Source organism: Limnobacter sp. UBA3528 (genome assembly GCF_002377005.1).
Lineage (GTDB): Bacteria > Pseudomonadota > Gammaproteobacteria > Burkholderiales > Burkholderiaceae_B > Limnobacter.
In genome coordinates, this window is sequence record NZ_DFOZ01000054.1 from 84,713 (window position 1) to 98,498 (window position 13,786).

The 13,786-nt window shown below is 55.1% G+C and carries 12 protein-coding genes; 8 read left to right on the forward strand and 4 right to left on the reverse strand.

Features of this window, described 5'->3' with window-relative positions:
- Positions 1–1,109: ATP-binding protein (locus tag B4N58_RS14890; protein ID WP_291750546.1), on the forward strand; the 1,109-nt coding region annotated here is incomplete at its 5' end.
- Here B4N58_RS14890 and B4N58_RS14895 read toward each other — a convergent pair.
- Positions 1,092–1,517 carry a DUF6691 family protein gene (locus B4N58_RS14895; RefSeq protein ID WP_008246972.1) on the reverse strand — a complete coding sequence of 142 codons (426 nt, stop codon included), beginning with the start codon at positions 1,515–1,517 and terminating at the stop codon, positions 1,092–1,094. The two genes, B4N58_RS14890 and B4N58_RS14895, sit on opposite strands and share 18 nt — an antisense overlap.
- Before the next feature lie 12 nt (positions 1,518–1,529).
- A complete protein-coding gene (locus B4N58_RS14900; protein ID WP_291750547.1) occupies positions 1,530–1,961 on the reverse strand; it encodes a YeeE/YedE family protein in 432 nt (143 codons plus the stop codon).
- A gap of 110 nt (positions 1,962–2,071) precedes the next feature.
- Between B4N58_RS14900 and mnmC the strand changes: the two genes are divergently transcribed.
- The gene (gene mnmC, locus B4N58_RS14905) at positions 2,072–3,166 is read left to right on the forward strand and encodes an FAD-dependent 5-carboxymethylaminomethyl-2-thiouridine(34) oxidoreductase MnmC (RefSeq protein ID WP_291750548.1); all 1,095 of its coding nucleotides are present in this window, start codon (positions 2,072–2,074) and stop codon (positions 3,164–3,166) included.
- Positions 3,167–3,178: 12 nt separating this feature from the next.
- On the opposite strand, the gene B4N58_RS14910 is transcribed toward mnmC, so the two are convergent.
- Complete coding sequence (locus B4N58_RS14910) at positions 3,179–5,737, reverse strand: DNA topoisomerase III (protein WP_008246963.1); 2,559 nt, start codon at positions 5,735–5,737, stop codon at positions 3,179–3,181.
- 122 nt (positions 5,738–5,859) lie between these two features.
- A complete protein-coding gene (gene dprA / locus B4N58_RS14915) occupies positions 5,860–6,948 on the reverse strand; it encodes a DNA-processing protein DprA (RefSeq protein ID WP_291750549.1) in 1,089 nt (362 codons plus the stop codon).
- Positions 6,949–7,043: 95 nt separating this feature from the next.
- Between dprA and def the strand changes: the two genes are divergently transcribed.
- The 6 genes from def (at position 7,044) to B4N58_RS14945 (ending at position 13,768) form a co-directional block, all read left to right on the forward strand.
- A complete protein-coding gene (def, locus tag B4N58_RS14920) occupies positions 7,044–7,553 on the forward strand; it encodes a peptide deformylase (RefSeq protein ID WP_008246959.1) in 510 nt (169 codons plus the stop codon).
- A 26-nt stretch (positions 7,554–7,579) separates the two neighbouring features.
- Positions 7,580–8,551: a methionyl-tRNA formyltransferase gene (gene fmt, locus B4N58_RS14925; RefSeq protein WP_040512107.1), complete on the forward strand. Its 972-nt coding sequence runs from the start codon at positions 7,580–7,582 to the stop codon at positions 8,549–8,551.
- Positions 8,552–8,649: 98 nt separating this feature from the next.
- The gene (htpX, locus tag B4N58_RS14930; protein ID WP_008246956.1) at positions 8,650–9,507 is read left to right on the forward strand and encodes a zinc metalloprotease HtpX; all 858 of its coding nucleotides are present in this window, start codon (positions 8,650–8,652) and stop codon (positions 9,505–9,507) included.
- The gene (gene rsmB, locus B4N58_RS14935) at positions 9,504–10,871 is read left to right on the forward strand and encodes a 16S rRNA (cytosine(967)-C(5))-methyltransferase RsmB (protein WP_008246953.1); all 1,368 of its coding nucleotides are present in this window, start codon (positions 9,504–9,506) and stop codon (positions 10,869–10,871) included. Before htpX ends, rsmB begins: the two co-directional genes overlap by 4 nt.
- A gap of 9 nt (positions 10,872–10,880) precedes the next feature.
- Positions 10,881–11,498, forward strand: a complete 618-nt coding sequence (locus B4N58_RS14940) for a DUF4390 domain-containing protein (protein WP_040511988.1) — start codon at positions 10,881–10,883, stop codon at positions 11,496–11,498.
- The gene (locus tag B4N58_RS14945) at positions 11,495–13,768 is read left to right on the forward strand and encodes an ATP-binding protein (protein ID WP_008246948.1); all 2,274 of its coding nucleotides are present in this window, start codon (positions 11,495–11,497) and stop codon (positions 13,766–13,768) included. The genes B4N58_RS14940 and B4N58_RS14945 overlap by 4 nt, the downstream gene beginning before the upstream one ends.
- Positions 13,769–13,786 lie beyond the last annotated feature (18 nt).

Below are 13,786 nucleotides of genomic sequence, written 5' to 3' on the forward strand. Positions count from 1 at the left end.
TGGCCAATATGAGCCATGAAATTCGAACGCCGCTGAATGCGATTCTGGGTTTCAACTCGCTACTGGGCGATCAGGTTAGAGACCCTCAGTCCAAAGAATATGTGAAACAGGTCAGAGAGGCTTCGGAACAACTGCTCGGTATGGTTGAAGACGTGCTGAGCTTCTCGCAGATTGAGGCAGGCTCAATCAAGATCGAGAGCGTTGAATTTGATTTGCATGAACGAGTGCGCAGAACCTTACGCCTGTTTACTGCAAAGGCGCAGCACAAAGGCTTGGATCTTGAACTTGAAATTGATGCCATGACCCCCCTGCTGGTCAATGGCGACCCGGCGCGTTATGGCCAAGTGTTGTCGAATTTATTGAACAATGCGATCAAGTTTTCGGACAGCGGCGTGGTGCGCGTGAAAGTACAGGCAGATCGGCTGGACACTCAGGGCGCTGTGATTCGAACCGAGGTGCACGACCAGGGCATCGGCTTCGATGTCAGTGAGTTTGAACGTTTAACCCGTCCCTTTGAGCAGGCCGACAACACGGCGACCCGTCGCTTTGGTGGAAGTGGCTTGGGTTTGGCGATTTGCAAGCGATTGACCGAGTTAATGGGCGGCGAACTGTTTGTGGCCTCTGTGCCGCAGGCCGGCAGCGTGTTTGGCTTCACTTTGCAGGTTAAAACCGTATTTGCCCAAGTTGACTCGACTGCGGCTGTTTTACCCCCGGGGACCTTGTCGCTTCTGGGCAAGAAGATACTGGTGGTTGAAGACAACAAGTTGAATCAACACGTGATCAAGGCTTTGCTCTCAAAAATGCAAGCAGATGTGTTGTTGGTCGACAACGGCCAAATGGCCGTTGAGGCGGTGCGTGCAGATTCATCGATTGACCTGGTGTTGATGGATATTCACATGCCTGTGATGAACGGTATTGATGCCGCCATTGCTATTCGCCAACTGCCTGGTCCTGTCAGTCGTTTGCCCATTGTGGCTTTGACTGCAGGTGCGCTTCAGGAAGATGAAAAGGCCTGCATGGATGCAGGTATGAACGAGTTTTTAAGCAAACCTGTGGATGTGCCAAAGCTGCGGCAAGTACTGGCTCGGCAGTTATTGGGTGCGCACTGAAAACGCAAACATGCCCACCAGCATTGCAGCAATAAAAATAAGTCCATCGGTGGCCAGGCTTGCCGCGGCCACTACTGCCGGGCCAGGGCAAAAACCGCCAATACCCCAACCTGCACCAAACAGCACCGCGCCCAAGAGTAGTTTTTTGTCGATTTGGGTGTGGGTGGGCAAATTCATGGGCATGCCCATCAGGCTGTTCTTCAGCCGCTTGGCCAATAAAAATCCTGGCAAGCCCAAGGCAATTGCGCCGCCCATCACAAACATGAGTGAGGGGTCCCAGGGCATGGAAAGGTCCAGAAAACCGATCACCTTGGCTGGATTGGCCATGCCCGAGATGATCAAGCCCCAGCCAAAAACCAGGCCTGCAATACCGCTGACCACGGCAAAACCCGTGTTGCTGTTTTTCATGATGTGCGCCCCTTAAATGGCATGCATAAGCAGAGAGGCCACAACGAAACCGGTGACCATGAAAACGCCAGTTGCTACCAGCGAGCGCAGTGACAGCCGTGAAAGCCCGCATACGCCGTGTCCGCTGGTACAGCCCGATCCAAGCCGTGTGCCATACCCCACCAACAACCCTGCAACAATCAGGGCGACAGTGCCACGCGGGCTTTCAAATTCAAAACTTCCCACCATGGCCTGGTACAGCCAGGGTGCTGCGGCCATGCCCAGCACAAAAGTCAGTCGCCACAATATTTCACCATGCTGTGGTTTTAACAACCCCCCCACGATGCCGCTGATACCTGCCACACGGCCAGTCAACAGAATCAGCATGACCGCAGACAGACCAATCAACAGCCCGCCGAACAAAGCCGGGTAGGGCGTAAAAGCTTCCCAATTGACAGTGAACATGGTGCATCCAATTGAATATGATTACTCGCTCATATTAGCATGCGCAAAAAATAATCACCAGACCGGGTGTGAGTTACAATGCGGCGTCTGTCTTGTTGTCCACACAACCCATGTCTTCTTCGGATAAAGCGTCCCAGGCCGCACCCATCCAAACTTCACTCTCCCCTACAGTTGCAGTGATCGGTGCGGGTATTGCGGGCAGCAGCGTGGCACTGGCGCTTTGTAAGCTGGGTGTGCCGGTGCACCTCTATGATTCAGCCAGCGGCCCCGCGGCGGGTGCTTCCGGTAACTGGGTGGGCGCGTTTCACCCCCACATTACCCGTGGCGATTCGCCTTTGTCGCAATTGACACGTTTGGGTTTTGAGCACACCTTGCGGGCGCTCGAGGGTTTGACCGCGCAGGGTTTGCTTGAAAAAGGTGTGGATTGGGACACCCCGGGGCATTTGCAAACTGTGCCGCCTGAAGAGGCAGACCGCGCGCGCGAGACACTGGCGTTGTTGAATTTTCCGCAAACCCTGGTGCGTTGGGCGCAGCCCAATGCGTTCTTGCCCACTCCCTTGAGCGGTCTGTTTTTCCCACAAGGTGGCTGGGTGAAGCCCGCCTGTTGGGTACAGGCCAACCTGCAGGCCTGTGGTGAATTGCTTCATCCCCATTACAACAGCGCTATTGCCGATATAAGCCCCTTGCGGCAACAACATTCGGCAGTGGTGGTGTGCGCGGCTGAACATGCACTTGCATTGGCACCGATCCATGGGGCCCGCGCAAACACCGTTAAAGGGCAAATCAGCAAACTGAGTTGCACAGTGAAACCCGGCGTGGTGTTGTCGGGTGAAAGTTACGCCATTGCCCCTGCGGCCGAAGACTGGTTGGTGCTGGGGGCAACTTACGAGCGGCCAGTGTTGCACTTGAACCCCACCGCCGAGGCCGATGAGTTGAATATCGCCCGGTTCAAGGCGGCATTTCCTGAGTTACCACTTGGAGATTTGCTTGATCACCGCTGCGCAGTGCGATCGGTGTGGCACGATCGCCTGCCTGCCATTGGGCCCGTACCGCACATGCCGGGCGTGTTTATGAGCACAGGCTTTGGGTCTCGCGGTTTGTTGTGGGCTGCTTTGGGTGGGGCAATTGTGGCTGGCCACTGCATGGGCAGACCAATCGAATCGAAACTGTTGGGAAAAATTACGCCCCGCGCTGCGAAGGCGTAATTCCATAGCGGCTCAAGACGCTTCTTTGGTGGCCTTGGCTTTGGCTTTTGCTGCTGGCTTGGCAGCAGTTTTGCCTTTGCTTGCACCAGGCTTTTTCTCGGCTTTCGCTTCGAATTCAAAGCCGATTGCACCATCGGGTTTCTTGACCAAAAACGCCTTGAATGCACGGCGGGTTTTCGAGGACACAAAACGAGTCAGCAAATCGGTTTTACCGTCGAGCAACAGCTTTTCCATTTGTTCGCGGTCAATCGGTTGCTGCAAAATCACTTTGCCTGAACGGAAGTCACAGCTTTTGCTCGGCCCCACCGATTTTTCGCACACATAGCTGGTGGCCTGCTCATACACATTGGATGCGCACTTGGGGCAAGGACCCAAGCGGGTTTCACCCGAGAAGTCGACTGGCTCGCCGTTGTCATCGTCTTTGGCTTGACCAAAGTCAAACTCCAGCTTGTGTTCGTCATTCAACTTCAATACAGCGGCAAATGGACGCCCCATTTTGCTGCGGAAACCATCGAGCATCGGCAATTCACGGTCTTGCAACAGCTTTTCCACCTCGGCCACTTCGAACTGGCGGCCGCCCGGTACTTTCGAAATCGAGAACTCGCACTTCGTGCAGGCAAAGCGGCGGTAGTTTTCTTTCACCACGCTGCCGCAGTTCGGGCAAGGCGTAATCAAGGTGGCGTAGTCGCCGGGAATGGTTTCTTCCGTGTAGTTTTTCGCGCGATCAACAATGTTTTGCGTAATCTTGGCGATTTCCTGCATGAACTGTTCGCGAGAGAGTTCGCCCTTCTCCATCAGGGAAAGTTTGTACTCCCACTCGCCAGTCAACTCAGGCATGGTCAATTCTTCAACGTCCAGGCCTCGCAGCAGGGTCAGCAGCTGGAATGCCTTGGCGGTTGGCACCAAAGCGCGTTCTTCACGCACCAGATACTTTTCATTGATCAAACCTTCAATGGTTGCCGCGCGCGTGGCTGGCGTGCCCAAGCCCTTTGTGCCCATGGCATCGCGCAGTTCTTCTTCTTCCACCAGCTTGCCTGCGCCTTCCATGGCGGAGAGCAACGTGGCTTCACTGTAGCGTGCAGGTGGTTTGGTACTCAGCGTGTGTACATCGATTTCGTCGGTGCTGACCTTTTCTCCTGCGTCAACTGCCACCAGGCTGTCATCGCCAGCGGCAGCTGCAGCACGGCCGTAAATGGCCAGCCAGCCCGGCTTCACCAGCACCTTGCCCTCGGTTTTAAATGGATGACCCTCGACGGTGGTAATGCGCGTGGTGACATTGAATTCCGCAGGCGGGAAAAACACGGCCAGGAAACGCTTGACTACCAGGTCGTACAACTTGGCTTCGGGTTCGCTCAAGTTTTTGGGCACTTGCAGGGTTGGAATAATCGCAAAGTGATCCGAAATCTTGCTGTTGTCGAACACCCGTTTGTTGGGTTTAACCCAGTTGTTTTTCAGAATCTGTTCACAAAACTGGCCGTAAGCGCCAGCAATGTGGCCGTGATCCAAACCCACAAAGCTTTTCAGGGTTTGATTGACGGTGCCCATGTAATCTTCGGGCAATGCTTTTGAATCAGTACGTGGGTAAGTCAGCACCTTGTGTTTTTCATACAGCGCCTGGGCCAGGCCCAAGGTGTTTTTGGCTGAAAAACCGAAACGGCTGTTGGCCTCGCGTTGCAGGCTGGTCAAGTCGAACAACTGGGGTGCAATTTGGGTGGTGGGTTTGCTTTCTTCTTCCACCGTGCCGGGCTTGCCATCACAGGCAGCCACAATGGCTTTGGCTTTGGCTTCGTCCCACAGGCGGTCTGCGCGCTGCTCAGGGTCTTCTGCTTTTTTAAAGTCGCGGTCAAACCACTTGCCTTCGTAAGCACCGGCCTGTGCGCCAAAACTGGCGCGAATCTCGAAGTAAGTGCGTGGCACAAACTTGCGGATTTTTTCTTCACGCTCTACAACAATGGCCAGGGTGGGGGTTTGAACCCGACCCACCGTGGTCAGGTAAAAGCCGCCTTCCTTGCTATTAAAAGCAGTCATGGCGCGTGTGCCGTTGATACCCACCAGCCAGTCAGCTTCCGAGCGGCAGCGGGCAGCATCGGCCAGTGGCATCATGTCGGCGTCGCTGCGCAGGTTTTCAAAGGCCTGGCGGATGGCTGCGGGTGTCATTGATTGAAGCCAAAGGCGTTCAACCGGTTTGCTGCTTTTTGCGTATTGCGCAATCAGGCGGAAAATCAGTTCACCCTCGCGGCCCGCGTCACAGGCGTTGATCAGGCCAACCACATCTTTGCGCTTGATCAGTTTGTTCAGCACCTTCAGGCGCGACTCGGTTTTCGCAATCGGGTTCAGGTCAAAGTGGGTTGGCAGCACGGGCAGGTTGGCAAAACTCCATTTGCCGCGCTTCACTTCAAACTCGTCGGGCGCCTTGATTTCCACCAAATGGCCAACGGCCGACGACAGCACGTACTCGTCGCTTTCAAAGTAATCGTCGTGTTTGGTGAAACCACCGATGGAGCGCGCAATGTCGGCGGCCACGGAGGGTTTTTCCGCGATGATCAGTTTTTTGGGGTTTTCGCTACTCAATTAGTCCAACTCGTCGGTGTATGTAATTTCAAGGCCTTGTGCGCCGAAGTGTAAGTGTCAGTCCTTCAACAAATCAAGGCTTTCTCTAGAATCTTCAATTCTGTTGTTCCAACAGCCTTTTTTTAAAATACACCATTTGAACGCACCCAGCGGTTACCGCTTTCACTGAGTACCAGCCCCAGCAGCTCCAGTTCGGTCAGCGCAGCCAAGGTGTCTTCCGTGCCCAAACCCAATTGTCGGGCCAGTGTGTCCGTGTGCACAGGGTCGTGCCCCAGGTATTGCAATACCCGGCCCAGCTCTTCGTCGGGTTCAGCGTCAGTGTCTATGGTGCAGGTCATTTCAGTGTGGCAATCGCTGTCATCTTCTTGCAACACGCTGGCAAGTTTGTACGCCGGCAAGCTGGCCTTGGCCTCTTCCATCAATTCTTGGGCTGTTTCTACCAGCAAGGCTCCTTTTTTGATCATGTCGTGACAGCCTTTGCTCTGGCTGCTGTGGATAGAGCCGGGAATGGCCCCTACCGGGCGCCCCAGTTCACTGGCAACCCGGGCAGTAATTAGAGAACCTGATCGCATGGCCGCCTCAACCACCAGCAGCGCATCGGCCAGGCCTGCAATAATGCGGTTTCGACGTGGAAAAAAACCAGCTTGCGGCGCGGTACCTGGTGGATACTCCGACAACACCAACCCGCCCTGCCCCACAATTTGCGTTTTAAGACCAGCATGATGCGGTGGGTAAATTTCGTCGGGTCCGCAACCCAGCACGGCAATGGTGGCCCCCAAAGCTTGAAGTGCCCCGGCGTGTGCCGCACCGTCGATACCCTCTGCCAGGCCACTGACAACAACCCATTGGGCTTGTGCAAAAGCCTTGCCAAAACCTTGTGCGTTGCTCAATCCGGTGCGTGTGGCATTTCTGCTGCCTACAATCGCGATACCCCGGGTTTTCAGCAAATCCTGACGGCCTTCGCCGAACAGAATCAGGGGTGGGTCTTTCAATGCAAGCAGGCTTTGCGGATAGCCGGGACCAAGAATGCTCACCCAGAACCTTTTGTTGCTTTGCAACAACCAAGTGCTGGCCAGTGCATGCCAAAGTCGAACAGCTTCGCATGGGGCGGGTAAACTGCAGCCAGGGCCTTTTTGCGCCAGTTCGTAGCGGGCTCGTGCCTTGATCGTGGTGTTGTACGCCAGGTTCATGGCGTTGAGCAGCTCACTCATGCAAGGGGCCAATCGACAAGTGATGGAATTTGCGAACTATTTTTGCCACAGAAGGTATATCCTTTTAGTGTTGACTGTGAAGGTTTTTTGAAAGCATGGCTTTACTCCCAATTTTGCGTTATCCGGATCCGCGCTTGAAAACGGTTGCCACCCCTGTCACCCAGTTTGATGACGCGCTTGTCAAGCTCACTCAGGACATGGCAGAAACCATGTACGACGCGCCAGGCGTTGGCCTCGCTGCCACGCAGGTGAACGTGCACAAACGAATCATCGTGATCGATGTCACCGATGACAAATCGGGCCTCACCGTATTCATCAATCCCGAGATCATCGACGCCAGCAAAGAATGCAAGGTGTACGAGGAAGGTTGTTTGTCGGTGCCCGGTATTTACGAGAAGGTTGAGCGCCCTGACACGGTGAAGGTGCGCGCCCAAAACGTGAAGGGTGAGTGGTTTGAAATTGATTGCGATGAATTGCTGGCTGTGTGTATTCAGCATGAAATTGACCACCTCAATGGCAAGGTCTTTGTTGAATACCTCTCGCAGTTGAAGCAAACCCGCATCAAAACCAAGATGAAGAAGCAAGACAAGCTTCAAACCGCTTGATCGCCCAATCCCCCATGAATCGAACCCTGAATGTGGGTTTCGCCGGCACGCCCGAGTTTGCTCGGGTTGCGCTGGCGAAGCTGATTGCTGCCGGTTACCCTGTGCACCTGGTGCTAACGCAACCCGACCGCCCCGCCGGCCGAGGCATGAAGTTGCAGGCTTCCCCAGTGAAACAACTGGCACTTGAACACGGCTTGCCTGTATTACAACCCGCCAGCTTGAAAAAAGGCGAGGAGGCCGAGCACGCGCTGAATGCCTTGAAAACAGCAGCGCATGGTCAAACACTGGACGTGTTAATCGTGGCGGCTTACGGGCTTATTTTGCCGCAAACCGTGCTGGATGCCCCGCGCTTGGGTTGCCTGAACATACATGGCAGCTTGCTGCCGCGCTGGCGTGGCGCTGCGCCCATTCAGCGTTGTATCGAGGCGGGCGATGCTGAAACCGGCGTGTGCATCATGCAAATGGAAGCCGGGCTCGACACAGGCCCTGTGCGCCTGTGGCGTTCATTGCCGATAGAACACACCGACACCACCACCACCCTGCACGACAAATTGGCCGACCTGGGCGGTGATTTGTTGGTCGAGGCGCTGGATTCGCTTGCGTCAGGAACACTGCCCTTGGTTCCACAACCTGAAGTAGGGGTGACCTATGCCGAGAAAATCACAAAAGCGGAAGGCGTGATCAACTGGCATCGCAGTGCAGTTGAACTTCAGCGTACACTGCGTGCCTTCGATCCTTTTCCTGGTGCAAACACAGTGTGGGGCAGTGAGCCCTTGAAGTGCTTTGACCCTGAAACTGTTGTCTTGGCCGGCTTGATGGGTCAACCGGGCGAGGTGTTGTCGGTGGATAGCTCAGGAATTGAAGTGCAATGCGGACAGGGTGTGTTGCGCATTCGAACCCTTCAAAAAGCCGGCAGTAAGCGCCAACCCGCCCAGCAAGTGGCACAGGCATTGGGCTTGCAGGCCGGAAACCAATTGGGCGAATCGGCCTCCAACTAGGCTAGGTTGGCACGCGTTAATCTTGAAATTGCACGAAAAAGCCTTATTTTCAAGTTGTCGAATCAACAGGCCGCGAATCGGCCGGGATGAACAAGATCATGTTTAACTGGATGAAAACCTTCATGCTGATGGCGGCCATCACCGCCCTGTTCGTGGTGCTGGGCGGCATGTTGGGTGGCCGTGGTGGCATGTTGCTGGCCTTGGGCTTTGCACTGGTCATGAATTTTGGTGCGTACTGGTTTTCCGACAAAATGGTTTTGCGCATGTACAAGGCCAAAGAGGTAGATGCCAGCAATGCCCCCGAGTTTTATAACATGGTGGCTGAGCTCGCGCAGCGTGCGGACATGCCCATGCCGCGCGTATACCTGATCAACGACAGCGCCCCCAATGCCTTTGCAACCGGGCGTAACCCCGACAATGCTGCGGTGGCCGCAACCACCGGAATTCTACAGGTGCTTTCTGCGCGCGAACTGCGGGGTGTCATGGCGCATGAGTTGGCCCACGTGAAGCACCGCGACATTCTGATTTCAACCATCTCGGCCACTATGGCCGGTGCAATCTCGGCCCTGGCCAACTTTGCCCTGTTTTTTGGGGGCCGTGATGAAAACGGCCAGCCGATGAACCCGATTGCCAGCATTGCCTTGGCCATTCTGGCGCCTTTGGCGGCATCGTTAATCCAAATGTCAATTTCCCGCGCTCGTGAATACGAGGCAGACCGTGGCGGCGCAGAAATTTGTGGCGACCCGGCGGCTTTGGCCAGCGCGCTGGATAAAATTCAACGGTATGCCAAGGGCATTCCGTTCCGTACCACTGAAGCGCACCCGGAAACCGCTCAAATGATGATCATGAATCCGCTGTCAGGCCAAGGCATAGCCGGCCTGTTTTCGACTCACCCCCCCACTGAAGAACGAATTGCCCGCCTCATGGAAATGGCCCGCACTGGCGGTCCACGTTGAAGCCGGTTCACAGCACGCCGCCCAAACTGACCGAAGCCAGTTTGGCATTTGCCCTGCTCAAGGCTGCGGCAGTCATGACCCGGGTTTTGCGAGAGGGTCGCTCACTGGACCAAGCCCTGGCCGCTGAAACCAAGGGTGTCAAAACCCCGCAAGCCTTGGGTGCCATTCAAGACCTGGCTTACTTCGGCATGCGCAACCTGGGCCGTGGGCAAGTGCTAACCCGCTTGATCAGCGGCAAAACGTTGCTGAACCCCGAGCCCCTGAATGAATTGATGGCACTGGGTTTTGGTTTGCTTTGGGACGATAAAAACCCCAAGTATCCCGCGCACACCGTGGTAGACCAGATGGTGTACGCCTGCACCGGCAGCGAGCAGTTTGCACGTGCCAAGGGCTTGGCCAATGCCTGCTTGCGCAATTTTTTGCGCGACTCAAACACTTGGCGAAACAAGGCCATGGAAGATCCGCTGGCGCAGCACAACTTGCCTGCTTGGTGGATTGAAAAACTGAAAGCCAGCCATCCGCAACACTGGGAAACAATGTTGGCGCAGGCGCAAAGTCACCCGCCTTTGGTGGTGCGCGTTAACACGCGCAGTAGTTCAGCGTCGGCTTATGCCGAGCAACTGAATGCAGCAGGCATGCAAGCCAGTGTGATTGGTGAGCAGGCGGTGTTGCTGGCCAAGCCGGTGCCTGTATCTGCTTTGCCCGGTTTTGATTTGGGCCAGGTGTCGGTACAAGACAGCGCAGCCCAGTTGGCCTCGCAGTTGCTGAATCCACAAAATGGTCAGCGTATTCTGGACGCCTGTGCCGCACCGGGTGGAAAAACCGGGCACTTGCTCGAGTTGGCCGACATTGAACTGGTGGCCCTTGATTCCAGCCCGCAGCGCTTGGGCCGTGTCGAAGACAACATTCGCCGCATTGCCCCCACCCTGAATGGCCAATGGGATTTGCGCCTGAAAGTGGCGCAAGCCGAGCTGCTCGATACTTGGTGGGACGGTGTGCCTTTCGATGGTATTTTGGCCGACGTGCCTTGCACGGGTTCTGGCGTGGTTCGCCGCCATCCCGATATTCCGTGGTTGCGCAGACCGGACGATATTGCCAAGTTGTCGCAGATTCAACACAAAATACTGAATGCCCTGTGGTCTACCCTAAAGCCGGGCGGTACACTTTTGCTGGTGACCTGTTCCATCTTTCCTGAAGAGGGGCCCCTGTTGGCAAAAGCATTTCTCGACAATCATTCCGATGCCCTGGCGCAAAATGCGCCTGGTTGGGTGTTACCAGTTGCACCGGCTAACCCCGATCAAGGCTTTGATGCATCTCCCGACGGGTTCTTTTACGCCAAGTTTGAAAAATCCCTAACCTCTTGAGGATGTGCCTTGAAATTTAGCCAGGCCCATCCCTCGTCATGGACACGTGCTTTGCATGGCCTGTTGGGCCTCGTGCTAATGTGCGTTCTGACCTTGGGGTTGGCCCAGCTTGATTCGTCAACGCGTGTAACCGCTGTCAAGCTGGAACCCAGCAAACCTCCCGCGGCCGCCGCATGGAACCTGGCCGCAGAATTTGAAATTGAGTTGGGCTACAAATTACGCGAAGCCGTTGACCGCGGCCTGCCTTTGCAATTCACGGTCGATTTTCAACTGATGCGCTCGCGTTGGTACTGGGTAGACGAAGAAGTGGTCAGTACCACGTACCCGCTTAATTTGTCTTACAACGCCCTGACCCGCACTTACCGCGTAGTAACCCCCAACAACACCTACAACACCCCCACGCTCGAAGACGCCATGCAGCACATGACCAAGGTGCGCGACTGGGCAGTCATTCCACGTGATCGAATTGAAATTGGCCAGCCCTACACGGCGCAAGTGCGTTTTCGTCTGCTGTTGACTGAATTGCCCAAGCCATTCCAAATCAGTGCTTTGGTCAACAGCGAATGGGATTTGTCCTCTGAGTGGCTCACTTTCGAGTTCACGCCCAAACGCGAGGCCTGGAAATGAATCCCTGGCTGGAGAATACCCGGTGGCTGCGTTACACGCTGCTGATTCTGGGCAGCCTGGGTGGGGTGTTGCTGTTTCTTTTGGCTTCGGCCTCCTCGAACACCGATTTTTTTGAAAGCAATTACCCTTTGCTGATCACCTTGAACGGCATTATTGCTGCAGGCTTGTTCAGTATTTTGGCTTTGCTGATTGTGCGGATGGTGCGCCGGTACCGTGCGGGTGTTTTTGGCTCGCGGCTCATGTTGCGCATGTCGCTGTCGTTTGCGTTGATGGGTCTCATCCCCGGCTTTGTGCTGTACCTGGTCTCGGTGCAATTTCTCGCAAAAAGTATCGACAGCTGGTTTGACGTGCGGGTAGATGGTGCACTGGAATCGGGTTTGAATCTGGGCCAAACCGCGCTGGACAGTTTGATCAATGAACTGGCTTTGAAAGGGCAGTCCATTTCCATCGAGCTTTCACGGGCCACACCCAGCGAACAACTGCTTGAATTGCCCCGGCTTCGCGATGCGGCCAATGTACAAGAACTCACTTTGCTGACAGAAACCGGGCAGATTTTGGGCAGTTCCGGTGGTCAGCTAGACAGCCTGTTGCCCAGCTTGCCCACGCAGGTGATGTTGCGCCAAGCGCTGATGACACGCCCTTTCCAGCAAATCGAACCCGATCCCGATGACCCCGATGGGCGCTTGTACATGCGTGTGGTGGTGCCCATTGCGCCGCCTTTGACCAGTTTTGATTTGGGTCAGCGCTATGTACAAATTATGCACCCCGTGCCCACAACACTTTCGCAGCGGGCCAATGCGGTGCAAAGCGTGTACCGCGATTATCAGGAATTGCAGTTGTCGCGCTCGGGCTTGCGAAAAATTTATGGCATCACGCTGACCTTGGCCTTGTTGCTCACGGTGTTTGTGTCGGTTGCAGCGGCATTCTGGCTTTCATCAAGATTGTCCTCTCCTTTGTTGTGGCTTGCCGAGGGTACCAAGGCCCTGGCCAGTGGCAACTTCAAAACCATGCAGCCTGTGAATGCGGATGATGAATTGCGGGAGTTGGTCGATTCATTCAACACCATGACCCGGCAACTGTCGGAAGCGCAGCGCCGATTGCAGGCCAACCAAAATCAGCTCGCGGCCAACAACGATTTCCTGCAAAGTTTGCTGACCAGTTTGTCGGCCGGTGTGCTGGTGCTGGACCACAAGCTGCGCCTGAAAATGTACAACGACGGCGCATTGCGAATTTTTGATCGTTCACTGGCAGAAAACCAAGGCCACCCTCTGGATGACATGCCTGGCCTGGAGGGCTTTGCCATGGCCGTGCGCGCCAGCGTGGCCGACAACCAGGGCAATGAGGGCGAAGAAAGCGGTATTTGGCAAAAGCAGCTGGAAATTCCGCGTGCCTTTGATTCACAAAGCTCAAAATCGATTCTGGTGCGAGGCTCGCGCTTGCCCGGTGAAAAGGCGGGTTACGTGCTGGTATGCGACGATATTACTGCTTTGATTTCTGCACAGCGCACGGCAGCCTGGGGCGAGGTGGCTCGCCGCCTTGCGCATGAAATTAAAAATCCGCTGACGCCGATTCAGCTTTCTGCAGAACGCTTGCAAATGAAGCTGGCTGACAAGCTGCAAGAACCCGAATCGGGAATTTTGCAGCGAGCCACGCGTACCATCGTCAACCAGGTGGAATCACTGAAACGGTTGGTTAACGATTTTCGAGACTATGCGCGTTTGCCACCAGCTGATTTGAAGCCACTGGATTTGAATGACTTGGTGGTCGATGTGTTGGCACTGTACGATGTGCATGTGGGCATCGAGGAACAGGCGGAAAACCGCTTCATTCCAAAATTGACTGAAAAATTACCGCTGGTGGCCGGAGATTCGTCTCAGTTGCGCCAAGTGATTCATAATTTGTTGCAAAATGCATTAGACGCATGTGTCGATTGCGATCAACCCAAAGTGGAAGTGCGTACCGAAGGTTTGAAAGCGCCGGAAGGCGAACAGGAACAGTTGGTGGGCGTGAAGCTTGTGGTGGCGGACAACGGGCCGGGGTTCAATCCCGACCTGCTGGCCAAGGCCTTCGAGCCTTACATCACCACGAAAACCAAAGGCACCGGTTTGGGTCTGGCAATCGTTAGAAAAATTGCAGATGAACACAAGGCGCGAATAGCCATTCGAAACAGGGTAGATGCACAAGGGCGGGTTGTCGGTGCGGCGGTGGAACTCACTTTCCCCGTATTGCAAGACACCTTGAACAATGCCGAACATAGTCAGGCCGCATAAAGAAGGAACTCTCTAACC